This window comes from Blautia pseudococcoides (assembly GCF_001689125.2).
Taxonomy (GTDB): Bacteria; Bacillota; Clostridia; order Lachnospirales; family Lachnospiraceae; genus Blautia; species Blautia pseudococcoides.
The window spans coordinates 3,983,194-4,006,769 of record NZ_CP015405.2; the positions used below are offsets into that span (position 1 = coordinate 3,983,194).

General features: G+C 39.0%; 28 protein-coding genes and 5 pseudogenes. 8 read left to right on the plus strand and 25 right to left on the minus strand.

Annotation, left to right across the window (positions count from 1 at the left end; genetic code table 11):
• Positions 1-89 precede the first annotated feature (89 nt).
• Both A4V09_RS18815 and A4V09_RS18820 read right to left on the minus strand, forming a co-directional pair.
• A complete protein-coding gene (locus A4V09_RS18815) occupies positions 90-671 on the minus strand; it encodes a TetR/AcrR family transcriptional regulator (protein ID WP_065543686.1) in 582 nt (193 codons plus the stop codon).
• 77 nt (positions 672-748) lie between these two features.
• Positions 749-1,606 carry an alpha/beta hydrolase gene (locus A4V09_RS18820; RefSeq protein ID WP_065543687.1) on the minus strand — a complete coding sequence of 286 codons (858 nt, stop codon included), beginning with the start codon at positions 1,604-1,606 and terminating at the stop codon, positions 749-751.
• 576 nt (positions 1,607-2,182) lie between these two features.
• Here A4V09_RS18820 and A4V09_RS18825 point away from each other — a divergent pair.
• From A4V09_RS18825 to A4V09_RS25580, 5 genes and pseudogenes are all read left to right on the plus strand, one after another.
• Positions 2,183-2,560, plus strand: a complete 378-nt coding sequence (locus tag A4V09_RS18825) for a GntR family transcriptional regulator (RefSeq protein ID WP_065543688.1) — start codon at positions 2,183-2,185, stop codon at positions 2,558-2,560.
• 2 nt (positions 2,561-2,562) lie between these two features.
• Positions 2,563-3,423 carry an ABC transporter ATP-binding protein gene (locus tag A4V09_RS18830; protein ID WP_065543689.1) on the plus strand — a complete coding sequence of 287 codons (861 nt, stop codon included), beginning with the start codon at positions 2,563-2,565 and terminating at the stop codon, positions 3,421-3,423.
• The gene (locus A4V09_RS18835) at positions 3,420-4,067 is read left to right on the plus strand and encodes an ABC-2 transporter permease (RefSeq protein WP_065543690.1); all 648 of its coding nucleotides are present in this window, start codon (positions 3,420-3,422) and stop codon (positions 4,065-4,067) included. The genes A4V09_RS18830 and A4V09_RS18835 overlap by 4 nt, the downstream gene beginning before the upstream one ends.
• Positions 4,068-4,094: 27 nt before the next feature.
• Entirely contained in the window at positions 4,095-4,226 is a 132-nt protein-coding gene (locus A4V09_RS25790; protein WP_268866304.1) for a hypothetical protein, read from the plus strand.
• Positions 4,208-4,261, plus strand: a pseudogene (locus A4V09_RS25580) (DUF6440 family protein); the annotation flags it as partial. The gene A4V09_RS25790 and the pseudogene A4V09_RS25580, both read left to right, overlap by 19 nt.
• A gap of 87 nt (positions 4,262-4,348) precedes the next feature.
• On the opposite strand, the pseudogene A4V09_RS18840 reads toward A4V09_RS25580, so the two are convergent.
• The 3 genes and pseudogenes from A4V09_RS18840 to A4V09_RS18850 form a co-directional block, all read right to left on the minus strand.
• Positions 4,349-4,567, minus strand: a pseudogene (locus tag A4V09_RS18840) (M15 family metallopeptidase); the annotation flags it as partial.
• A 156-nt stretch (positions 4,568-4,723) separates the two neighbouring features.
• Positions 4,724-6,136: a magnesium transporter gene (gene mgtE, locus A4V09_RS18845; RefSeq protein WP_065543691.1), complete on the minus strand. Its 1,413-nt coding sequence runs from the start codon at positions 6,134-6,136 to the stop codon at positions 4,724-4,726.
• Between the two features lie 392 nt (positions 6,137-6,528).
• On the minus strand, positions 6,529-7,290 hold the full coding sequence (locus A4V09_RS18850) for an MBL fold metallo-hydrolase (RefSeq protein ID WP_065543692.1): 762 nt from the start codon (positions 7,288-7,290) through the stop codon (positions 6,529-6,531).
• A gap of 16 nt (positions 7,291-7,306) precedes the next feature.
• Between A4V09_RS18850 and A4V09_RS25585 the strand changes: the two are divergent.
• Positions 7,307-7,399 (plus strand): annotated as a pseudogene (locus A4V09_RS25585) (DUF6061 family protein); the annotation flags it as partial.
• 74 nt (positions 7,400-7,473) lie between these two features.
• On the opposite strand, the gene A4V09_RS18855 reads toward A4V09_RS25585, so the two are convergent.
• The 16 genes and pseudogenes from A4V09_RS18855 to A4V09_RS18920 form a co-directional block, all read right to left on the minus strand.
• A complete protein-coding gene (locus A4V09_RS18855; RefSeq protein ID WP_065543693.1) occupies positions 7,474-8,115 on the minus strand; it encodes a hypothetical protein in 642 nt (213 codons plus the stop codon).
• A 95-nt stretch (positions 8,116-8,210) separates the two neighbouring features.
• A complete protein-coding gene (locus tag A4V09_RS18860) occupies positions 8,211-9,515 on the minus strand; it encodes a sensor histidine kinase (RefSeq protein ID WP_065543694.1) in 1,305 nt (434 codons plus the stop codon).
• Between the two features lie 139 nt (positions 9,516-9,654).
• Positions 9,655-10,320, minus strand: coding sequence for a response regulator transcription factor (locus A4V09_RS18865; protein ID WP_065543695.1), 666 nt, complete (start codon positions 10,318-10,320; stop codon positions 9,655-9,657).
• A 66-nt stretch (positions 10,321-10,386) separates the two neighbouring features.
• Positions 10,387-11,012 (minus strand): annotated as a pseudogene (locus A4V09_RS18870) (nucleotidyl transferase AbiEii/AbiGii toxin family protein); the annotation flags it as partial.
• A 219-nt stretch (positions 11,013-11,231) separates the two neighbouring features.
• Positions 11,232-11,401, minus strand: a pseudogene (locus tag A4V09_RS26895) (inositol monophosphatase family protein); the annotation flags it as partial.
• Between the two features lie 224 nt (positions 11,402-11,625).
• Entirely contained in the window at positions 11,626-12,099 is a 474-nt protein-coding gene (locus tag A4V09_RS18875; protein ID WP_065543696.1) for a hypothetical protein, read from the minus strand.
• On the minus strand, positions 12,075-12,554 hold the full coding sequence (locus tag A4V09_RS18880; protein WP_084043674.1) for a DUF3788 domain-containing protein: 480 nt from the start codon (positions 12,552-12,554) through the stop codon (positions 12,075-12,077). Before A4V09_RS18880 ends, A4V09_RS18875 begins: the two co-directional genes overlap by 25 nt.
• 77 nt (positions 12,555-12,631) lie before the next feature.
• Positions 12,632-13,249, minus strand: coding sequence for a helix-turn-helix domain-containing protein (locus A4V09_RS18885; protein ID WP_065543697.1), 618 nt, complete (start codon positions 13,247-13,249; stop codon positions 12,632-12,634).
• A 22-nt stretch (positions 13,250-13,271) separates the two neighbouring features.
• Positions 13,272-13,931 (minus strand): phosphatase PAP2 family protein, encoded by a 660-nt coding sequence (locus A4V09_RS18890; protein WP_065543698.1) that lies wholly within the window; start codon positions 13,929-13,931, stop codon positions 13,272-13,274.
• Between the two features lie 249 nt (positions 13,932-14,180).
• Positions 14,181-14,924: an inositol monophosphatase family protein gene (locus A4V09_RS18895; protein ID WP_268866312.1), complete on the minus strand. Its 744-nt coding sequence runs from the start codon at positions 14,922-14,924 to the stop codon at positions 14,181-14,183.
• Between the two features lie 140 nt (positions 14,925-15,064).
• A complete protein-coding gene (locus tag A4V09_RS25590; protein ID WP_230322407.1) occupies positions 15,065-15,472 on the minus strand; it encodes a GNAT family N-acetyltransferase in 408 nt (135 codons plus the stop codon).
• Positions 15,432-15,806 (minus strand): hypothetical protein, encoded by a 375-nt coding sequence (locus tag A4V09_RS25595; protein WP_230322408.1) that lies wholly within the window; start codon positions 15,804-15,806, stop codon positions 15,432-15,434. Before A4V09_RS25595 ends, A4V09_RS25590 begins: the two co-directional genes overlap by 41 nt.
• Positions 15,807-15,844: 38 nt before the next feature.
• Positions 15,845-16,309, minus strand: a complete 465-nt coding sequence (locus A4V09_RS18905) for a VOC family protein (RefSeq protein WP_065543700.1) — start codon at positions 16,307-16,309, stop codon at positions 15,845-15,847.
• Positions 16,310-16,387: 78 nt separating this feature from the next.
• The gene (locus A4V09_RS18910) at positions 16,388-17,044 is read right to left on the minus strand and encodes a response regulator transcription factor (RefSeq protein WP_089280665.1); all 657 of its coding nucleotides are present in this window, start codon (positions 17,042-17,044) and stop codon (positions 16,388-16,390) included.
• A 193-nt stretch (positions 17,045-17,237) separates the two neighbouring features.
• Entirely contained in the window at positions 17,238-17,681 is a 444-nt protein-coding gene (locus A4V09_RS18915) for a winged helix-turn-helix domain-containing protein (protein ID WP_065543701.1), read from the minus strand.
• Positions 17,682-17,851: 170 nt separating this feature from the next.
• On the minus strand, positions 17,852-18,751 hold the full coding sequence (locus A4V09_RS18920) for a helix-turn-helix transcriptional regulator (RefSeq protein WP_065543702.1): 900 nt from the start codon (positions 18,749-18,751) through the stop codon (positions 17,852-17,854).
• Positions 18,752-19,209: 458 nt separating this feature from the next.
• Between A4V09_RS18920 and A4V09_RS26900 the strand changes: the two genes are divergently transcribed.
• Positions 19,210-19,338 carry a hypothetical protein gene (locus tag A4V09_RS26900; RefSeq protein WP_268866314.1) on the plus strand — a complete coding sequence of 43 codons (129 nt, stop codon included), beginning with the start codon at positions 19,210-19,212 and terminating at the stop codon, positions 19,336-19,338.
• The gene (locus tag A4V09_RS26905; RefSeq protein WP_230322416.1) at positions 19,299-19,400 is read left to right on the plus strand and encodes a hypothetical protein; all 102 of its coding nucleotides are present in this window, start codon (positions 19,299-19,301) and stop codon (positions 19,398-19,400) included. Before A4V09_RS26900 ends, A4V09_RS26905 begins: the two co-directional genes overlap by 40 nt.
• Positions 19,401-19,538: 138 nt before the next feature.
• On the opposite strand, the gene A4V09_RS18930 is transcribed toward A4V09_RS26905, so the two are convergent.
• The 4 genes from A4V09_RS18930 to A4V09_RS24655 all read right to left on the minus strand — a co-directional run bounded on the left by A4V09_RS18930 (position 19,539) and on the right by A4V09_RS24655 (position 23,574).
• Positions 19,539-20,495, minus strand: a complete 957-nt coding sequence (locus A4V09_RS18930; RefSeq protein ID WP_065543703.1) for an aminoglycoside phosphotransferase family protein — start codon at positions 20,493-20,495, stop codon at positions 19,539-19,541.
• Between the two features lies 1 nt (position 20,496).
• Positions 20,497-21,828: an MATE family efflux transporter gene (locus A4V09_RS18935; RefSeq protein WP_065543704.1), complete on the minus strand. Its 1,332-nt coding sequence runs from the start codon at positions 21,826-21,828 to the stop codon at positions 20,497-20,499.
• An 89-nt stretch (positions 21,829-21,917) separates the two neighbouring features.
• On the minus strand, positions 21,918-22,976 hold the full coding sequence (locus A4V09_RS18940; RefSeq protein WP_162291120.1) for an AraC family transcriptional regulator: 1,059 nt from the start codon (positions 22,974-22,976) through the stop codon (positions 21,918-21,920).
• Positions 22,977-23,415: 439 nt separating this feature from the next.
• A complete protein-coding gene (locus tag A4V09_RS24655) occupies positions 23,416-23,574 on the minus strand; it encodes a hypothetical protein (protein ID WP_157123531.1) in 159 nt (52 codons plus the stop codon).
• Between the last annotated feature and the right edge of the window lie 2 nt (positions 23,575-23,576).

Below are 23,576 nucleotides of genomic sequence, written 5' to 3' on the forward strand. Positions count from 1 at the left end.
TAGACTTTATGACCTATATGAATATATAGTCATATAAATTATAAAAAATATGTTTGGCTATCTGCCTGTCAAATAACCAAACAAGATTGTTACTCTGCTACTACTTGCTGAATAATACCATTCACTAAAAGATTTTGTATCATATTCAGTTCTTCGTCCTCTTTGAATTGTTCCAAACAGGATAAAACAGAATACAGGGATTTTATAATAACCGTATGCGGAACCAAAAATACAACCCCTAAATCCTCCAATATCTCCAATATACGAATATCACTGTACATATGATTTTCAAAAATATCTGACGATATTTTTCTTTGCAGATAGTCCATTAAAGATAAATCAATCTGTGAAAGAATAGGCGAAGTAATCACCCCCGTTAAACTTAGCATGATAACGTCCTTTGCTAAATCTCTATGGTTCTTATACTTTTTCTTTTTAACGGTTGTTTCTATACTTGTAAATAACTCTTTTTGTAAGCGAAAATTGATTTCAACATATAGATGTTCTTTACTGGGATAAAAAGCATAGAAAGAACCTTTTGATATGTTTACAGCAGCTACTAAATCATCAACTGTTACTTTTTTTAAGCCGTGTAATGCAAACAGCTTTTCTCCCTCTATCAAAAGTTTACTGTTTATGATTTCTTTTTCTTGTTCCGTAAATCGTGGCAAACTCATAACCTCCTTATGACTAAAATATTTATATCGTCATGAAAAGTATAACATTTATTAATTATATAATCAATATGCTATCCAAGATATTTATGCAAGGTAGCTTCCAATGCGTTTATTGTAGTGTCCGTGTCCTCATTAAAAATCATGTGACGATTAAGCTCTAAAGCAAGTAATTCCTTTTGCGGTACATGAATTAAATCAAATACTTTGTTGGTATAATCAAAGCTAAAAAGCGGGTCGCCTTTGGCAGTAATTAAAATAACAGGACATTGTATAGCTCCATTCTCCAAGCACGATAAGTCAGCATTAAATAAGCTGGCGACAAATCTTAAAGGATAATAGGGTAAAAGCATAGGGTCATTTAAGCAATCTTGTTTTGCCTGTTCACTATAAAATACTCTGTCATAGTCTAAATAAGCGTCTCCTGGAACCTTGTAGTTAGGCAGCAATTTTCCACCTACACGAAAGCCCCACTGTATCAGCCCCATAAAACGGTACGACCATGCGGGATATTTTGTTAAGCTCATAGTTTCTTTTAATGTAGTCAGCATGATATTATGTGGAAAAATGGCTTTTAACCTTGTGTCCCTACCTGCCGCCATTGCAGCTAAAATCCCGCCTTGACTGGAACCCATGACAGCTATGTTTTCGCCGAAATTTTCTATTCCGTAAGTTGTTGCGTCATATACATTATGCAACATATCTTCCATTATATAATTTTTTTTGATTTTTGGGCTTTTTCCGTGTGAAAGATAGTGAACACCTATTATAATAAACCCTCTTTCGCTCAATCCACATAGAAAATTCTCATACATGAGAGGGTGTGACATAGTACCCGGCAAAAAAACAATGGTAGGACAGCTTCTTTCTGTATACCAGATAGAAAGTGTTATCGGAACATTATTTGAAGAAATATCAACTTCTTTATACATACCATATATCTCCAATATGACCGTTTTAATTTTATGGTCATATTATAGCTTATTGCAAACAGAAAGTCAATAGCTATAAATACATATCCTATTGCTGTGAGAATATCGAATCCTCACGGTGGGACTGTGTACTCACTGTGCGATCCATATCCGCAGCAAAATACCCACTCATGGCATTTTGTGAGCCTCGCCGATCCACGGATAACGATGTAAGGAGATTTACTATCTTCTATATATACACAGCCCCTCCTCCCTTACAATTTACCTGACTATGCGGCAGATCTCATCCGCTTTTGCTGAGTAAATTGTACCAGGGAGGATTCTGTTTTCTTTCCTGATTTGTCCTGCTATCATCCTATTTTTTGTGAATTTTTATATAAATGCAGTATCTCTACAACTATGAGGATATTTACCTCTGCCGCTTGGTCTCCCTTTACCCGGTCACAGTAAATTGTTACCCCACTCTGATGGCCATAGATACGGTAAATCTTTTCATCATCCTATTGACAAACCCGTTTTAAATGAATATAATGTACTTGTACGATAAGTACATTAATGGACACGGGGAGGGACATTGTGGAAATTATCATAAGCAGCAATACGAGCAAGCCGATATATGAGCAGATAACTTCACAGATAAAAGCCCTGATTATGAGCGGAGAATTACAAACAGGCGACCCTATTCCCTCTATGCGGGCGTTGGCAAAATCTATCCATGTAAGCGTGATTACCGTTCAAAAAGCGTATGAGGATTTACAAAGGGACGGATTCATTGAAACAACTGTCGGCAGAGGAAGTTTTGTATCAGCGCAGAATAAGGACTTTTATCAAGAGGAACAGCAGCGGTTAGCAGAGGAACATTTACAGGAAGCTGCTGATATTGGACGAACAAGCGGAATATCGTTGGAAAAATTAATTGAACTTTTATCGCTTTTTTATCAAGAGGAGGAGTGACTATGGACGCTATTTTACAGGTTGAAAATCTGACAAAACAGTACGCCGGTTTTATGTTAGACCATGTTTCGTTCTCTGTTCCCAAAGGAACTATCATGGGGCTTATTGGCGAAAATGGAGCCGGAAAAAGTACAACGATCAATGCAATTCTTGACCTTATCCATAAAGACGATGGTACAGTTACTTTTTGGGGACAGGAATTATCCTCATCTAGGCAGCTTAAAGAGGATATAGGCGTTGTGTTCGACGGCATTAATTTTTATGATACTTTGACTCCTGCCAAAGTCGGAAAAATCTCAAGTGCCGCCTATAAACAGTGGGACGAATATTTATATCAGGATTTTCTGAATCGCTTTCAGCTTCCACCAGATAAAGAGATTAAAACACTCTCCAAAGGAATGAAAATGAAATTGTGTATAGCCGTTGCGCTTTCCCATAAGCCAAAGCTGCTGATTTTAGATGAAGCTACCAGCGGTCTTGACCCCGTGATGCGGGATGATATTCTTGACGTATTTCTTGATTTTGTGCAGGATGAAAACCACTCCATTTTGATGTCGTCCCATATCACGACCGATTTAGAGAAGGTTGCGGATTACATTACTTTTATCCATCAGGGTAAAGTGCTTTTTTGTAAAACAAAAGATGAACTTCGTTACCACTATGGTATTTTCCGTTGTGGAGCTGCAATGTTCGATCAGCTCGATAAAGAAGAAATTTTGGCATACCGAAAAGATGATTATCAATGGAATGTGCTTGTAGCGGATAAAGAAAAAGTCAGAAGAAAATATAAAAATGCAGTAGTAGACGACGCAACAATCGACGATATTCTGCTGCTGTATGTGAAAGGAGAGCAAGCCAGATGAAAAGCCTTATTTTAAAAGATTTATTCAATATCGGCCACAATGCGAAATCCATGCTGTTCATTCTCGTGGTTTTTGCAATTGCGCTTATCCCATTTTCCGGCGTAGAGGGATATATATTTGTATGTGCAATTTTATGCAGCATGATGATCGTAACAACCTTTTCTTTTGATAACAATTCCAAATGGACACGATATGCCATGATAATGCCCGTTTCAAAGAAGGAGTTAGTGGTCGGAAAATTTGTTGTATTAACAATCTTTTGTGCTGTCGGCAGCCTGTTTGGTCTGGTGATTGGTTCCATCGGTGGATTTGCTATGAGAAAAATCACTTTTGACTTGGCGGGAATTGGGGAGCTGTTATTTTTGGCTTTGGCAGCATGGGTGATCTCCCTGATCTTTGGAAGTATGTCAATCCCCCTTGTGTTCAAATTCGGGGCCGAAAAAGGCCGTGTGCTGCTATTAGTATCATTTCTCATTCCGGCAGGGATTTGTTTTGGGATATACCAGCTTCTTGCCATACTGGGCGTTGAATTGACAGACCAGCTTGTTTTTATCCTGCTGTGCTGTTCTCCGCTCCTTGCATTGGCGTGGTGCTATGTAATGTACCAAATCAGTTATCATATCTTTACAAGACAGGAATTTTGATTTTAACCTATAGAGGAGGTGTCTTTTATGGAAGGCAAGAGATTTGAAATTACAGAAACCGAGGGAAGCGTTAAGGGCTTTTATGTGGTAGTAGATAGAGAAACGGCGTTAATTACCTTGTCGCAAAGTTTGGAACGGGCGGGGGCATTTGCCCATTAGTTGACAAAGACGGAAAGCCCCTCGTGACAAAATAAAGTAATTGAAACGAAAAGCGGAGAGGAAATCACTCTCCGCTTTTCGTTTGGAAATGACGAATATCATCAGTATACCAGTTCAGTTAGTCATGAAATGCTAAAATTGATATATGTATTTGGGTACGGTTCATCTGCCAGAACATAATGCCACCACTCGTTACAGTAGGCTTCAAATCCGCTGCTTTCCATGATATGCCTTAGAACATCCCGGTTTCTTGATTCTTCCTCTGTCAGTCCGCTTGCAGCGTGATGGGAATGTTCATCCATAAAGTCAAAATCTCCGCCCATTGGAACAAGTAAACCGGTAAGCCAATTTGGGGCTTACCACCCTTGATTGATTAAAAACAAAATAAAGAAATACCGTCAATGGCAGTGCTTGCACTGTTCATCAAGACCATGGACGGTATTTCGTGTTTTGCTATTGATATTTTTAGTTTCTTATGGAACACCATTCAATGTTGCTTAGGCTATATGCATAATGTTCAGTAAAATAAGCCAAGACAAACCATAGTATGATACAACTGCAACAAGGTCATTGATAGTCGTAATCAACGGACCAGACGCAACCGCAGGATCAACACCGATTTTTTTGAGGAAGATTGGAATAACAGTCCCCGATAAAGAGGATATCATCATTGCAAGGTTCATTGCAATTCCAAGGCAACCGGCAACTGCAAAAGAGAAATATGGGGCATTTCCCTTTATACACAGGTATCCACCAATCGCAACAAAGGATAATACTCCCAAAATCAAGCCATTCAGAAAACCGATACGAACTTCTTTCCATACAAGCATAGCTTTCTGTTTATGGTCGATTTGTACATCCATCAAAACACGAATGGCAACAGCTAAGGACTGGGTTCCTACATTACCTGCCATACCCAAAATAAGAGATTGAAAACACATAATGATCGGTATCTGTGCAACAATGGATTCAAAGAGTCCTACTGTTGCTGAAACGCCTAATCCTAATACCAATAAAATACTCAACCAAGGAATTCTTTTTTTGATACTCAAAAAAATCGGCTCCGCTAAATCTTCCTCTGAAGGCAGACCACCCAATTTTACATAATCCTCATTGAGTTCTTCTCCAAGGATTTCAATAAAATCGTGTGAAGTCACAATGCCGAGCAGTTTGTTTTCGTCATCCAACACAGGGATTGAGTTTTCAGAGTAATCACGCAGGAAAGGAATACAATCTTGTATTTCCATTTTTGCATACAAATAAGGGTAGGACAGTGTCGTAATGTCAGAAAGCGGTGTGTTTTCACGTGCAATGATTAAATCCTTTAAGTCAATGGCACCGCAAAAGGTTTTGTTTTCGTCTACCACGTACAAAGTGGAAATATTGTCATTTTCCGCTGCTTGACAAATCAATTCCGACATAGCTACCTTTACGGTAGAGTTGTTCGATACAGCAATAAAGTTCGTTGACATTTTGCTGCCGATTTCATCTTCATCAAAAGAACTGATTAACTTAATTTCAGCCCGAATATCCGGTCGCATCAGATCCAGTAAAGTTGTCCGATTTTCTTTGGAAAGGTTTTGGAGCAATTCTACTGCTGAAGATGTTTCCATAAAGAAAAGAACTTCTGTTTTTTGATTGATTCCTAATAATTCAAAATAAGAATCATTGTGTTCCGCATATTCCAGAACATTAGCAATATTCTCCGGCTGCATAATGCGGAATAAACGCTGACACTCCTCTTTGGTAAGCGAGGTAAGCGTAGCGGCAATGTCTTTTTCGTGATATTCGCCGATCGCCTCTCGCAATTTCCCAGGAGTCAGATTGCTTCGGATAATGCTGATGATTTCAGAAGCAAACTCAGAAATTGATGCATTTGTGGTTACTGGAATGAAAATATTCTTGTTCATTGTTAGTGCCTCCTTTACACGAATTCGTAATGGCAGGCGTGCAAACATTCATTGATAGCTAAAAATGGGCATAAAAATACCATTGTTAGTCACAAAACATCTACACAGCCTGTTTCTGTTTGTGTAGAGTAGTGTTGAAGCAAACAATGGCATTCAAATATTTTCAAAAACGCAGTTAGAACACAGACAGCAAGTTGACATACGATCTCTGAAAATATAGGAATACCATATTCATCTTGTTACAACTGCAACTACTACTGTCCATATTCTCACCTCACATTTATTATTTGGCATTATACCGTAATTATTTTACTACGATTACACTTAAATGTCAAGCTATACGATTTATGAAGTTTAATTCCAATTTGTTCAATTCTATAAAACTGGGATTTTTATAACCAAACTCCCCAATCGCCATAATTAAATGTGCCACTGCCGTGACAAAGTTTCCCATTTTCTTCAAGTTCCTCAAATGCTTTTCGCATACGGATTAAAATTTCCGGCTGTATATCCAATGAATGATGTGCGGGGAATACTCTCTTAACAGGCAAAGACGCAACCTTTTTCAACGAGGTGAGATATGCCTCCGGATCAGTAGATGGATAGTAGGCAAATAATACATCTTTATATACCAAATCGCCGGTAAAAAGATATCCTGTCTCTTTTTCCCAAAAACACAGGTGTCCTGGCGAGTGTCCAGGGGTGTGTAGCACCTCGATCTGCCGTCCACCAAGATCAATCATATCATGGTCGGCTACAATCCTTGTCGGCGTTCCCTGGAAAAACTCATAAGAACCGACATCAAATCCGTCTGGTAAATCACAGCGATCAACTACCATCTCCCGAATTGTTTCCATCGACAGGGGAAATTTACCGTTTAGCCAATCTAATTCAGCAGCGTGAGCGTAGAAATCAGGAAAATATTTATGACCTCCAATGTGGTCCCAATAAATGTGTGTCGCTACCGCTGTGATGGGCTTGTCCGTATACTTAATCACTTCATCGTATATGTTTAAAATACCGAGTTCTGTATCAATCAACAGACTCTGGGTATCTCCATTCAACAAGTAGCAATGAGTTTCCTCCCAGTGTCGATATTCGCTAATAACATAAGTTTTTTTATCTATGCTATCTATTGTAAACCAATCGTCCATAACCAGATTTCCCTTTCTTGCTATTGATGAACCGCTTGAATATGCACGATTATATCTTGATGGTAATATGCAGATGTGGGTGGATGCAGAAGATTCATTTTATCTATGATGATTACGCTGTCACTCCCAGTGTCTCAGAGAGTGACAGCTTCCTTGTCTTGCTTTAGGACAAGCCTCGCATATTTACTTGAAAGCTGCGTCCGCTTCTTCTTGGGTGAGCTGTCCAGTTTTAACAGCGTCAGAAATTGCTTTGTTCAATTCTTCAACTGTTGAGTAATTTCCAATGTGTACCTTTTGACCATTATCCGTTGTAATGTCAACGCTATAATCGGAAACCACATCATCGGTAGGTGGAATCATTGAATAGGTATCACCATCACCGCTATCTTTGGAATACAATACTCCATTTTTAATACTTTCCAGAGTTTCTTTATAGCTGGTCATCATAGCATCCACACTTTCCTTCGTAAATTCATGGAATACGCCTTGCCCATCATACCAACCATCTCCGGTTCCAATCAACGATTCCATTTCTTTTTTCTGTTCGTTCATCCAAGCCTCGTACTCGTCGGCTGTCCACCACTGCACATCCGGTGCTGCATTGTTCTTTTCGTAATCTACCTCGGCAATCCAGCTTTTACCGTCAGTGCTGATTTGACCACCATCGGTATCCTGATAGAGAATATCTACACCGGATGTATTTTCGGTTTCGGATGTCGAAACCTTTGGCGTGTCCGAAGCCAATGCACTTACATAAGTAAATCCTGCAACACTTAAACAGATTGCTCCGCACAAGCCTACTGCCCAAATTTTTTTGTTCTTCATAAATAAGACCTCGCTTTCTAAAAATTATAGCTGCCCTTGAGGACAGCTATAATATAACAATGCAACTTGGATATAGTTTGCATGAATTATGGATTTTAGATGAAGTTGTCTATCGGCTGCTTGCATGGCAATTCAAACCAAAACAGTACACCATTGCTTGTATTTGAGATACCATACTTTGCATGGTGCATTTCCATGATTTTACGAACAATATAAAGCCCTAATCCAGTTCCTCCTGTATTGCGGTTACGAGATGCGTCCGCCCGGTAGAAAGCTTCAAACAAATGTGGGATAGCATCATCAGACACATGGACACCTGTATTTTCAATTTCACCACGAATCGTACCGTATATTTCAGACAAAGAAATACGAATCAATTCGCCACTTGGAGAATACCGAATTGCGTTTACCAATATGTTTTGAATTGCCCGTTCCATCTGCACTTGTTCCACTTCACAGTAAAGTCGGTCAGGAATATTTGCTTCAAGGCTCTGTTTCTTTTTTTCCAATAAATCTGTTACTGTAGCAATCTGTACCCGAAATACTTCCGCAATGTCAACGGTTTTATATTCGCATTTTTGAGTTCCATCCGCTTTAGAAACATATAACAACTCTTTTACCAACTTTTCCATCCTGTCAACAACCGCAATGGAACGCTCCATGTACTCTGTGTGGTTCTCATAGCCGCTGACTCCGTTCAGCATCCCCGCCAAATGGCCTTTCAAAATAGTCAGCGGTGTTTTCAGTTCGTGGGATGCTGCCGAGAAAAATTCTACCCGTTGTTGCTCTAATGCTTGTTCCTTTTCAATATCTGTTTTGAGCTGCCGGTTTGCAGTTTGAAGGTCGTTCAATGCAGTAGAGAGCGAAGCCGACAACGAATTTAGATTTTGCGCCAAACAGCCCAATTCATCTTCTCGCGAAGTATTACATTGACCGGAAAAATTCAGTTCCGCCATTTGTTTTGAAATCCTGCTCAGTTGCACAATAGGTCGAGTAATGTACCATGTATAGAGCCATGCACAAAGGAGCGCTAGCAGAAAAACCATTAAGATGACATACGGAAGTATGGACAGCAATACTTTTGTTGCCTGCTGTACAACGTACAAATCCGTTTGAACTGCCAATGTATAAGTAGTACCGTTTTTTAGAGTAATCGGATAAAAGTTCGTCGTAGTTGTCCCGGACGGTTGCATATCTATGAACGACGCATCTTCATCAAATGTAACTGTTTGGTCTGCCGAAACGGTAGATGTTTCCGTTGATGCTTCATTTGGATAGATAATGTAACCGTTGCTGTCCTCAATCCAAAAAGTAGCATTTGTTTCCGCTGAAAAATCTGTCAATTCATTTTCACAATCGTCTATATTATCAAAATCCGTCATTTGCTCGGCAAGGTGCATGGCGGCTTTCTCCGTAGCCGAGTTTATAAAATTTGAATATGTCGTAGGCAGTAGCTTTGATATAAAGAAATATGTTCCGCAACAAGCTGCCCCCAGTAAGAGAAACGTAATTATAAAAATCTTGACAGATAGCCGCCTTTTAATGCACTTTATCAATTCTATATCCCACCCCTCTAATTGTTTTTATATAATCGGCACTTAGCTTTTTACGAATGTTCTTTATATGGCTGTCAACAATCCGATCTTCGACTTCCAAATCATCCGACCACAATCGTTCAAGTAACATCTGCCGAGTAAAAACCTTTCCTTGATTTTCAATCATAAGCCTAAGAAGTGAAAACTCCTTACTGGTCAAGACGACTTCGTTTCCACTTTGATACACATGAAATCCGTCAATATCTATACTCAACTCTTTATAGGTAAGTAGGGATTGATTTTGATTTTCAGTAGTTCTACGCCGAAGTATAGCCGCAATCTTACATAACAGTATTTTGGGAGAAAAGGGCTTTGGAATGTAATCATCAATCTGTTGTTCAAAGCCCCTCAACTGGTTTTCTTCATCTGATAGCGCGGTAAGCATGATGATTGGGACTTGTGACCTCTTGCGAATGACCTCACATACACCATAACCGTCAATTTTAGGAAGCATAATGTCTAACAATACAAGGTCGATTGCATCGTCAAACATTGCTATCCCAGCCACGCCGTCAGAAGCGACAGCAACTTCATATCCTGCATCAATAAGATGGTTTTTCAGTATATCTTGAATATCAGCATCATCTTCGACAATTAAAATCTTCTGCATTACTTCACCTCCATATTATAGATTAGCATTTTTTCTTGAATTTTTGTTGGAGAGAGTATGTTTATTTCAAGAATTCGACGAACATCCAGTTTGATATAAATATCGAACAGACTCCATGACTATATGCCATGAAATATCAGCAGCATAAGAATAATTTTTTTGATATGTTTCCCACAACTTTTCCATAACCAGACTTGATTCAACTTCATCAAATATTTCTCTTATATTCCAGATTTTATCTGCTCCAATGTTCCACGTTTCCCGGCTGTCGCTACAAGTGCATTCCATAGTATTTCTTTTTTGAGTTGTTGTCCATACAATTTTTGCAGGATATAAATATCATAAAAATCTCTCATTCGTGTATTCGTAACATTTCGGCTGATAACAGTTTCCAGTTTCTCAGCCAATACCGTCTCAAGATTATAAGCCCACACTTCAATTGTACGATCTTCAAGCATAAGGTTAAATCTATACCTTATTTCTCTTGGTGTAATTACATCCCCTGTGGAAATATCTATCTTTAATGGTGTAATGACACCATCAAGCTTAGTTTCCATACTTACTCGTACTCTCGGATAATCTGCTTCTTCCATAATTTCCGATATTCTTTTAATGTGAAATGAAACACCGTCATCTATGGGGATTGCTATGATTTTTGATATAATCGTCTCCACATCTGTTACACTAACATTAAACGGAGCTCCGCAAGACTTCTCGATAAAGTAGCGGGCAACGACTAAATTGAAATTTCCCTTATTTCCCTCACGATTATCTCACAAGGGCAAAAATAAGGGAAAATACATATCATTTCATCATATAAGGCTCTGCGAGCCTTGAAAAATAAGGAAAGTTCAGGAAATCTCTCCACAAATTCCGATTTGTTTATTCGTCCCTCACGTATTAACTGTTTATATGTCTGGTGCAAGGGCAAGCAGCTCCTTCTTTAAGAAATTTTGCACGGCAATATCTACCTGCGTTACATAGTCTGCAAGGCCCTTCTCTTCTACATGAGCGGTCATTCACGGTTCTTTATGAACTCCTGCGCCTTTGTTACTAAGCTGATATTTTTCTGAATACCCATATATGTTTCCTCCATTGGCTTCAACTACCTGGTTACAAAACTTCCATAGATTTATTGCAAACGATGTCTCTTAACTAAAGGAGTTAAGGTTTGAGAGAACTTGACAAACTGGAATTATGATAAGACCTAATTTATAGCACTTATTAACTATTATATCCTTTTCCCTCATGTTATGAACTTTCATAAAGGCAAAAACAAAGGAGAAGGATACATATTTTGAGGTTTTACGATAAATGTGTATACAGTTCCGTAAATTCTTTTTCCGAAAGTCTTAACTCCGTTTCGTTATAATAAGGAGAGCCATTTTTGATTCCGAATTCAAGAACTGTAGGTCCGTCGAAATAGTAAGCTTTATGTGTGTAGTTAACCGGTTCGGCCTGCCAGACATAATCTACTAAAGCCTTTGCCGCTTTTCTGGATTTTTCATCCTGCATACCGCCAACTGCGGGACCTGAGCCTGTACAGTAAATCTCTAAGTGGATTTCTTCCCCTTCATCCGATGTCGTTAAAATGCGATATAAAAAAAGATTTCCCAAATTTTCTGTCTCATAGATTGGTTGACCAAATAACGCTTTAATTTTACCGTATATAAGAGAAAACTGATTTTTATAATCTGCAAAGCCTTCAATAAAATTATATAGTTTACTGCTATCTGTTAATTTTTCCGTGTCTTTCACTGATTGAAATGTGTATGGCATTTTATCCTCCTCTGCTTTAATGAATGTTTCAAAAATCCCGATTGAACAAAATCGCTGCGCGATGGCCTGCCAGGCTGTGGCGCAAATTCATCAAAATCAGCCGTATTGGTCGGTTCAAACATGACCCATTTTCCGTCACGATAGGTTTTTGCCTCATCATATTGCCTGCAAACGGCGTCAGAAAGAGTACCCCTTATATCTTCAAATTTTATTCTTTCATCTTTTCCAAAGATAATCATGAATCCAATGCAATTACTTTTAGCGTATAGGCAGCAAAGTGTTTTACCGCCTCTGCGATATTTATACTCGTAATCCCATTGCTTACCACCAGTATTCCATACTCGATCCATATCGTATTTTTTATCAATAGCCAAACATAATGCTTGCCAAACTTCGAGCAAGGATTGTCCAAGCAATTCCGTCATAGTTGAATGAGATGGTATATTTTCAAGCATCGTATCCTCCATAAATTTCCATTTACTTTTCTGTTGCGTTACTCTCTGACAAACAGGAAGTTGTATGGCCCAACCTCTTATCGGCCTGCTGCGGCTCGTTTATAAAGCAGCCCCCCTTTTATAAGTAACAACAGAAAAGCCACTGTTACTGCATATGCTTCTCTCGCAATCGACAAAAACAAAACAGTAATAATACTAAGCCCAACAGATAAAAAAGTAATCGCCTTTTTTCCCTTTTCAAATTTGAAATTGACCATTAAAATCTTCACAATTCCAACAATCGTTAATGCGATAAAAAGACCCCAATATGTCGTACAAACCCAAATTTCTTTATCTACATACTCAATAAGATTGACCGAATAGATATATCCGCCAACCGGTTTGGGATACAATGGAAGAAAAATAAGCATCAAAGAAAGCAAATCGGCAAATCCAAATAACAAGTCACATAGACCGCCTAGGTTTGACTTGTTTTCTTTTTCCGCAATCAAAACCAACTGATCTCCAGATAACAACTCATCAATAGACACAGAGAAATATCTGGATATTTCCTTTAATGAATCTATGCTTGGATACCCTCTTCCAGATTCCCATTTTGAAATTGCAGTTCTGGAGACAAATAAAGCCTCGGCCAGCTCTTCTTGTGTCAAACCTCGGCTCTTTCTTAATTCCTGAAGCTTTTCATGGAATTCCACTTCCTGCACCCCCTTTTTTATTTCATTTTTTTATTGACAGCATAACTACCGCCTTATAGACAGTAAATAATCCGGCACTTAACAATACGCCGCCCACAATATCCGTAACCCAATGTACTCCGGAAATCAATCTGCTGATAACCATGAATGCCGAAAAAGCGATTGCCAGAATCGTAACGATTCTTTTCATTGCAATGCTTGACAGTCTACGCTGAATCTGTTCAATCAAAGTCGGCATCACACACAATACCAGTAATGTCGTTGAAGAAGGATAAGAAGCCTCCATAACTCCATTGATTAAAATCGGTCTGTAATTGATTGAGATCATTTCAAAAATCAAATATGCCAGTATCACGACAACATAGTAAACTCCAAGGATAATGATATCTGGATCCACTTTGAAGAGACTTCTTCTCTTTATTAACTGAACCACTCCAATACCTGCAAAAATCAGGCATACAACTAAAGGAATAAGTCCCATCCAATCGGTAATCGTATAAATTGTCATATTGACACCTGCCAAACGATGAAACCAGCAATTGAATGTTGCAAATCCAATATTGGTTCCGTTTTGACCCAGCGGCTGCACGTCTACCATCTGGATCAAAGCTGTCCATACTGTAAACGCTACAATAAGTATTCCTCCAAATAATAAAACCTGTTTTCCACTTTTTTTCATCATTCTACGTCCTTTCTATAATTGGTTTGTCTTTTCGACAGTTTCACCTTATCAAAAAACGTAAAATGACGAAAGAATCGCTCTTTCACATGTGTGACACGATTCGTATCATCCCCACAAATGCGCAGTTTTCACTATATTTTCCAGAATATCTATTCCTACAAATTCCAGTTTTTTTATTTGTCCACAAGGTATTAGCTGTTCAAAAGCATTGCTATATTCTCATCAATGTCCAAAAAGGAAACACACGGCTCACAGCAGATTTAGCAGTTCTGTATGAATATATCCGTTTGTTCCTACAACGCTGCCGCCTTTTCTCGGATCAAGCGGTTTTCCCGCAAAATCAGTCACTTGACCGCCTGCCTCCTGAATCAACAGCATACCGGCAGCATAATCCCAGGGATTCAGATATATCTCGAAATAGCCACCTTGTCTGCCGCGGGCGGTATATGCCAGTTCCAGAGCGGCAGACCCAATCCTGCGGACATCCTGGCACTGGCCGAACACTCTGCGGAACCGGGCAAAGTTATCATCAGCCAGCTCTCTTTTTGCTGTTCCCAGCCCGATCATCGTGTCGGATAGTTTTTCTGCGGTTGATACATGTATGGGCTGTCCATTTAGGAAGCTGCCTTCTCCCTTAATCGTTGAAAACACTTCTTCATGGAAGGGGTCATATACGATTCCCATAACAATTTCTCCCTGGCGGCAAAGCGCTAAAGATACAACGCTGTGCTGATAGTCGTGCATAAGGTTGGTAGTCCCGTCAACCGGGTCTAAGATCAAAAGCGATCCGCCTTTTATTTCCTGCAATCCGGTTTCTTCTCCGAGAAACTGAATATCCGGTGCAAGGGCAAACAGCTCCTTCTTTAAGAAATTTTGCACGGCAATATCTACCTGCGTTACATAGTCTGCAAGACCCTTCTCTTTTACATGAGCGGCCATTTCACGGTTTTTTATTAACCCCTGCGTTTTTGTTACTAAACTGATAATTTTCAGTTCATATACGTTTCCTCCATTGGCTTAAACTACCTGGTTACAAAACTTCCATAAGAGTTTTTGTAAATGATGTCTCTTAACTAAAGGGGTTAAGAAAGGTTTGAAAGAACTTGACAAACTGGAAGTTTTCATTCAGCAAATTACAATGATAAACCTTTAATCATATCATTGTATACTGAACTCCCATCAAGAATAGTTCCAAATGTATCAACCCATAACGGTATATAGTCACACCTACTTGCTACCATCTGCGAACCAATATTCGTTATAGAAGCAGAATAGAATGGAATAATATTTCGTGCCAGTAATTCTTTTGTCAATCCCCTCACTAAATACGTTCCCAATCTGGCATTTCTATATTCTTCCATAACATCTATACCTATTTCCCATACACCATCTGTTGATGATTCTGCGGCGCCTGCTACTCCAATAATTTTATTATTGTCCTTTGCAATATAAACACCTTTTGTTGATGTAGAACCATTTTCATCAAATGCTAAGGAATTTTCAAAACCAGTCAATCCAGTAAGGGAAAATATCTCTGCCAAAAAGATACTCGCACTTACAATCCAATGAAATCAATGCCTCTTCTGTATAGTTATCATTAGGAACATAATGTATTGTCTGCCCATAAACCAAAGGAAGTTCAAATATTTCATCTCTATTCTTGCTTTGTAAAAGTTCTTGAACTTTATAACGCAGATTCTCTGAGGTACAAACCACAACACAATTTCTATAGGCTAGTATTTTAATATATGGTGGTTTTGCATTGAAGTTAACAGTATACACCGTTGATTTTCCATTTAGTTCATCCGGACTGTAATAAAATTCCTTTGATAATAATTCTTCCATTTTCTTCTTAATAATCACTTTCATGTTCATTCCTACAATCTCCGATTTGTTTATTCGTCCATCATGTATTAGCTATTCAGAAGCTTTGTTAAATCCTCAACGGAAGCATCCATTTTCACAGAAACTTCTTCCATGGTCATGCCGGAAGCAAGAAAGCGCTTTATCACCATTTTCATATCCTCGCCGACCTCAATGATATGGCCATCCAAATCGTAAAACCGGATCACCCGCTGGCCCCAGCTATGTTCGATCACTTCTCCCAGATATTCGATGTCCGGGTATTCTTTCAGCTTGTTTAGAAAACCGTCAAAGTCCTGTTCCTCAAAGACGATTTCCGCATTGTTAGATTTCTTTAATATCTTTTCTTTCGGCAGATTCACAAGCCAGTCAAAATCCTGCTGCAGTGCCAGGCCGCAGGTAAAGGCGATGTTCTTACCGTAATCCTGAAACACCTCTAATCCAAACAGATCCTCATAAAATTTTCTTGCGGCGTTAATATCAGCCACAGATATAAGCATACATACGTGTTTCATGCAAATTCTCCTTCCAAACTGTGGTGGTTCCCTATTTTTGACCGGATCTTCACAAGCCTTAACTGTTGAAAGTTCATTTTACCATAGAGCAGCCTGTATCTCTACTATTTCTTCTCTGGTTTTGTCCAAGATTTCAATGGTATATCCCACTCCCCACACAGTTTTTTCTCCCCATACCACTTCAAATAATTCCTCCGTTGAGACAACCTTCCCCTGATTTTCACACAGATACCAGAGAATTGAAAACTCTGTCGGCGTCAGCTGAAGCTCTTTTCCAAACAAGATACATTTATGGCTTTTCTTACTGATTGTCATTCCTCTTATATCATATTCGCTGCATTCATCCTCCTGCTTGATCTGCGGCTGTCTGTATCTCATATACTGCCTTAACTGCGCTTTCACGCGGGCAACCACTTCCAATGGGTTGAACGGCTTCGTGATATAGTCATCCGCAACGGACAGCCCCATGATTTTATCCCCATCTTCTACTTTTGCTGTCAGCATAATCACAGGAAAATAAAATTTCTCCCGGATTTTCTGGCAAATTTGAAAGCCATCAATATCCGGGAGCATAATATCTAATATGGCTAAATCCAAGTGGGTAGACTCAATGCACCTTAACGTATCCGTACCATTGTAAAATTTATAAACGGTATATCCATCGTTTTTCAGATAGACTTCAACCAAATCTGCCAACCCTTTTTCGTCATCCACCACTAAAATTTTTTCATTCATTGCATTGCTCCTTCCTGCCCAAACTATCTATCTTTATTATGTACCAAAACGCTGTTACATTATCAGCATAATGATAGATAATCGTCAAGACAACGCATTCCTAATCTTGACGATTCCTCACATTAAGCGAAACAGATAGATATAGCAGCCACACCTTAGATGTATCCAACTGTCATCTGATTCCATAGTCATATTACGGCACTTCAAATTTATAACCAACGCCAACAACGCTTTTGATGTAGTCCGGGGAATCCGGCGTAATTTTCAACTTCTTCCGCAGATTGCTTACATGGTTATTGACTGCCTTGCGAGAGTAATACGAATGATCCTCATTCCAAACCAATTCCATAATCAGCTCATAGGTAAATACCCGCTTCGGGTGTGTAATTAGCAAAGCAAGGATGTCAAATTCCTTAGCAGTTAATTCAATTATCTGCTCGCCAATACATACAAGCCGCTGCTCCTGGCAGAAATATAAATCCCCCATGCGGATCTCTGTAAAAGGTTCCTCAATGGCTCCCTGCACCCTATAAGTATCGGGAATATCACATGGGATATCAGCCGGATTATTCTGTTGCCCTTTTAAAGCAAGAAGATAATTTACTAACTCCTGCCTCTGACGGGTATTTAACAGCATAAGCAGTTTTTCTGCAATTTTACCGCCCGATTCAGATATATCAAATACAGCTAATTTCCCATGTTATCACCTCCTCCGTCAATGCAGGTATTCATTCTTTTATTTTGATTGAATACCAAAAGTTTTCTGTTTCTAAAACAAGTATAACAAACAAAACCTGAAATCCTGTGTCATGTTTCATATTTTTTTAGAATGGAGCATACTTTCTCTTTTATCCCATCCCGGATATGCGCCGGGGAAAGCACCTCGACATGCTCTCCAAAAGTAAGCAGATAATGATAAATGACCTCATGGTCTGGTAAATTTGCGGTTACATATAGATTATTTTCTTCGTCTGTTGTAATGGCATCAGAAAACTCGTCATGTACGCGAAAGGCAACCTGCGGGGAGAATTTCAAAGTTACAGAAACGCTATTGTAATGAGGCATTTTCATCTTTTCCTTTGGTAAGTCCGACATGTCCATTATGAATGTTTCGGCAGAAGTTACCAAGTCTTGTATGCGCGTCAACTTGAAAAAACGGTAGTCACTTCTTAACAGACAGAATCCATATAAATACCAGTCTTTACCCTTGAAAACCAACTTAATCGGTTTCACAGAGCGTGATAGATACTGACCGTCGCTACCAAAATAAGAAAAGGTGATGATTCTTCTGTCAAAAATCGCTTTTTTAACCTCGGCAAATATCTGATCCGCCTTATTTTTATTCCAGTCTGAAAAATCAACTTCTATCCAATCCGTCCATTTAATCTGAAAGAGTGCTGACAATTTAGATAGCAATTCATCCGCATTTTCACCTTCTGTGGATGCAATGCCCTGTAAGGCAATCAATATTTGTTCCTGCTCTTTTTCTGAAAATATAGACTTGTCCAAAACATAATTTTCCAACAAAGAGATACCGCCGCCTTTTCCCTGTGTAGCATAAATCGGGATTCCTGCCGCGCTAATGGTATCTAAATCTCTGTAAATGGTCCGAGTAGAAACCTCAAATTTCTTTGCCAATTCAGGAGCCGAAGATTTTCCGTTTTCCAATAAATAGTAGACAATTTGAAACAACCTGTTCATCTGCATACCGTACACCTCCGCCTATATTATAACGCAAGAAACTTGACAAGTGTACGGCAAGTTAAGAATAATGTGCTTCATTTAAGCTAACGCAATTCAGACAATAGCTATTCTCGCTTTACGGCGGCCCTGATTTATTCAAAGCCCCCGTAAAAATCAGAACAGGTAAAACCATCCTGGTTATCAGGAATTCACGATACAAACGGCAAGCAGAGCAAGTTTGGACATACTTGCTCTTTTTGCGTGGCCGGAGTCCGCAAAAATGCTTGTTGGGGAACTCCCCACGCCGGGGGATGGGGACTCGTCAAGGGCCGCCTTGTCAACTTTGGCCAGACGGTTCTTGCGAGGCGTGCAAGCCATATCCGAAACTGGCTCGGTCATACGGAACTGAAATGGTTCCACGCTTTTTCCCACTTTCTTTACTGGAGTACATTACATAATTCAATGTAAAGGGGTGAAACGCTATGGCGAAAGAAACAAAATATCCCGGCCTTGAAACGCATGGAGCAGCATCAAAGAAGCGCGTAATGCATTGGGATTGTCCCGTAGGGCATTGGCTGAACAAATCAGTATTGATCCCCGGTATCTTGTAAATATTGAAAACAGCGGCTATCTTCCCATTATTCCGGTACTTTATGAGCTGGCGAGCAAATAACTCCAGAGAAACGGCCACAAAATAAAGCTGTGTCCCGAACCGTATTTGCCGATTATCGAGGGAGCCATTGACAGGGAAATCAGAATCAAGGAAGCGGGGGAGGAATAAACGTCCTCCGCTTCCTTTGTAAACAGTTTTTTATCCCTGTACTTTTTCAAACTGTTTAATTAACATTTGTGTTGCGTAATAATAGCTATCCATCGTTTCATATTTTCTATATTCGTACTCCAATGCAACCAAAAGCATTAAATATATATCATACCATAAGGCCCTGCGTTCCTGATTTTTAGTTAGTCTTTTAATCCCATAGCCTTTTTGAAAGCAGGTATTCTCAGCGTAAGTACGAAACCCCACTTCCATGAGAGGATCTCCCCAAATGCTCCGTTCCCAATCTATGATTCCTGTTACTTTTCCAGAATGAATAAAGATATTTCCGTCCCAACAATCCCAATGTACCAACTTTGGCTCTGACACTTCTTCAAAAATAGATTTATCTCGATCAAGACAAAGCCACATCTGGTCGATTGGTATTTTTAAATCTACATTTCCGTGCTGTGCATCATTTACCCCCGCCTCCATCATCTTACGAAAAATAGGATACCATTCCTTTCCCTGAAATTCAGGCTGTCCGGGATACCCAAACACAGGACAGAGTATATCGTTTATTCTTTTGTTTATTTCTCCTGTTTCAACATGTATACGGTTTATCTGTTCTAATGATAAGCTGTCTTTTATAGTATTAAGGCTTTTTCCCTCTAGCTTTTCCATGAAGAAATACGGTGAATTGCAAATGGTACAACTGTCATCATACCCCAGCATTTTAGGTACAGGTATTTTACCATGCCGGATAGCCAATTTCATAGCTTCCACTTCGCTGGACATGATATTTTTTTCATAAGTCATAACACGCATTTCTTTTAATGGGGCTATTTTCAATATCACTTGTTCCTCATTACTCAAATGAATTTCATAGGCAATATTAAAATAACCCTCTGTCAATTCCCGATAGTTTTTCATTTTAAGCGGTGAGAAATATTTTTCCACCATCTTCGATATAGTTTCTCTGTTCTGTTTGTTCTTTGTCAAGCTCTCCATCTTACCGTTCCTTTCTTACGATTTTATAGTTATATACGGCCAATCCTGCAATCAGCCATTCCGTTAAAACCAGTATCCACCATATAATGTCAAGGTTGTCTAGCCGCCATGCTATCAGTAAAAGCGGTAAGCGAATGGCAAAAATACTTTCCAATGACAAAAACAAGACCTTTTTTCCATATCCCAATGCTAGAAAATAAGCCTGAATTACAGGCATTATGCCTCCAATTACCAAAGAGAAGCATATGATCTGTAATGCCGTTTTCCCTATACTGGTAATTTCAGAATCTACAGAAAATAATTTTACAATGCCACCCGCTCCACAATATACGCATACTGCAATAACGCCTCCATATACAGCTCCACCTAATATTGCATAGGCCACTGTCCTTTTTACTCTTTTTCTCTGTTGACGACCCCAATCAAAACCAAGCATAGGTTGAATCCCCTGCATAATGCCAGAGAACGGCGTAGAAAGAAAGGATTGTATTCTTGATATAACTGCATAGGTGCCGATTGCCTGTGTGCCTCCTACTTGTCCTAATATCTGGTTTCCAACCATACCCGTCAAACTGTTTCCGAGGCTATTGAGAAAAGCAGGCAACCCAATATATAATATTTCTTTACATGCCTGCCTGTTCCACCTAATATCGCCCAATGCTACCCGGCATGGAGTATTTTTCCGAATAAAAAAGTAATAAATACTGTTTACAGCAGAAAAAAGCTGTGCAATTAAAGTTGCTACTGCGGCACCGGAAATCCCCATATGAAAACCATATATAAACAGCGGGTCTAAGAGCAGGTTAATCATTACGGGACAGCACCATTGTAACGTAGAATAGAAAATATCCCCTTCTGCCCGCATAATACCAGAGAACCCTGTGCTAATGATAGTACCTATCAACATGATCCGCCCATATTCTACTGCATATGGATAAATTTCAGAGGTACTGCCTAATAATTCCAATAACGGTTCTAAAAAAGCAAGTCCTGTGATCGTAATTGTCAAGGAACACAGAACCCAAAGCCACATCATGCAGCCTACTACTTTTTTTCCACCAGCCGGATTTCTCTCGCCCAGCCTGCGGGATATGATGGAGGCTCCCCCCGTTCCCAAAGTGGAACTAACGCCATTCACTAAGAGTAAAACCGGCGAAAAAATCCCAATAGCGCCGCTTGCCACACTTCCTATTCCCTTTGATACATAAAACGTATCTGTAATGGTATAGATATTATAAATCATAATGGAAAGCGTTGTCTGTGTGCATAGTTCCAGCATGAGTTTTCCAATAGAATCTTGTTCCAGCCTATTTTTAACTTGTTCCTCTGCCATAATACAAAATCCTCACTGTAAAAGTATTGGAAAGTGTTTTTTCATCAGGTTACTCATACATTTTACATATAAGGGAATTGATATTCTATTCATTGATTTGTGGAATTTTCTATACTCATTTTACCGTAGCTTTTCCGGTATTCAGCAGGTGAACACCCAAATTTTTCTTTTATCCCCTGATAAATGGGGACAGCATTTTGATAGCCTACTGCTTGTGCAATTTTTTCCACCGAGTAATCAGAGCTGCTTAAAAGGACAGCCGCCTTTTCCAACCTGCTTTCTCTGACTAATTCATGAAAATTCATCTTGCAATTTTCTTTAATAACTCGGCTTAAATAACTTTGATTGAAAGAAAAAACATGGGCTAATTCTTCCAATGTAATATGTTCACTGTGATTGTAAATATATTGAATAATCTCTCCGGCTTGCAAAGAGCTATGGGATAAGCGATACCTGCAACACTTGTATTTTTTCTGTTCTCTTTCAAGAAAGATCATAAGAAGCTGCAGGTAACTTTTTATTGCAGCCTCAAAGTAGCGTTGTTTCAAGTAGTATTCTGTCATTATCCCTTCTATGAGACGCCGCTCATCACCCACACAACAATATTGTAAATAGTTATAATATTCTCTCTGCGGAGACTTTGCACTTACGAAAAAATCAAACAAGGCACTTTTATGGTTTATATCCTGGATAAATTCATAGGAAATCCATTCCATAGGGATAATCATTTTAATCAAAACAGACTGTTCATCTTCCTGCTGTAAGGCATGAATAACATTCTGGTTTAACATAAATAAATCACCCTCCTGCAATACTATACAGGTTTCAAGATTTTCTATAAATTGCTTGCAGTGTCCCTTATATATATAAAGAATTTCCACAAAATCGTGTTTATGGAAATATACGGGCGTTCTTTTAATATGTATTTTCGCCGAAAATTGATCTTGTACCCTTGTTAGAATCTGCTTATTTGTTTTCGTTTGAAAAGTGTCTGGAAATTGATAGGTGTCATTTTTAAGTGACTTCCGTAACTGATCATCTATTTTATATTCGTCCACCATAACTACACTTAATTCACGGTCTAGTCGTTCCGTTTCCAACTTTTTTGATAAAGCTAATATGTCATTAAAATTTATTATGCTTTCCATATTGTATAATCCCTTTAATAAAGGCATAGGTTAAGGTCTGCCTATTATTTGGTAGGTATTTATTAACAGCCGAAGGCCATACATTTGATTGCCAATCGTAGCATAGTGAACTAAAAAATGCAAGATGAGTACCTATCATATCGCTCTTTAGCGTTGCTCTGAACTATCTTCACCGCTTATTAAGAGAACATTAACAGTGTAACCAAAATCAAGGAATAGGGAACGTGAGTGTGGAAACAACTATCAGAGCAATTGCGCTTTTTGTTGGGGAACATCTGTTTGATAAAATTCGCCCAGATACATCAGCATAGCATCCGAACAGGGATAGAAGTTTTCAGATATATCTCCTGCCACTCTGCAACAATGGATTGAATGGCAGGTAAAGCAGGTGTTTCTGCCTTATATTCCGCCAGTCGTTCAAAGACATTTTGGGAATATATTAAAAAATCATTCCACTTCCGATTTCTCTCTTTTTTGGCTCTGGCTGAAAAAAAGAAGAAAACTCTTGATACTCATGGGTGCTGCCCCAACGTTCGATAACTTCATTCCTATATTTTTCTTGTAGAGCAGAAATTTCTGCATTTGAAAATGCTGTCAAAT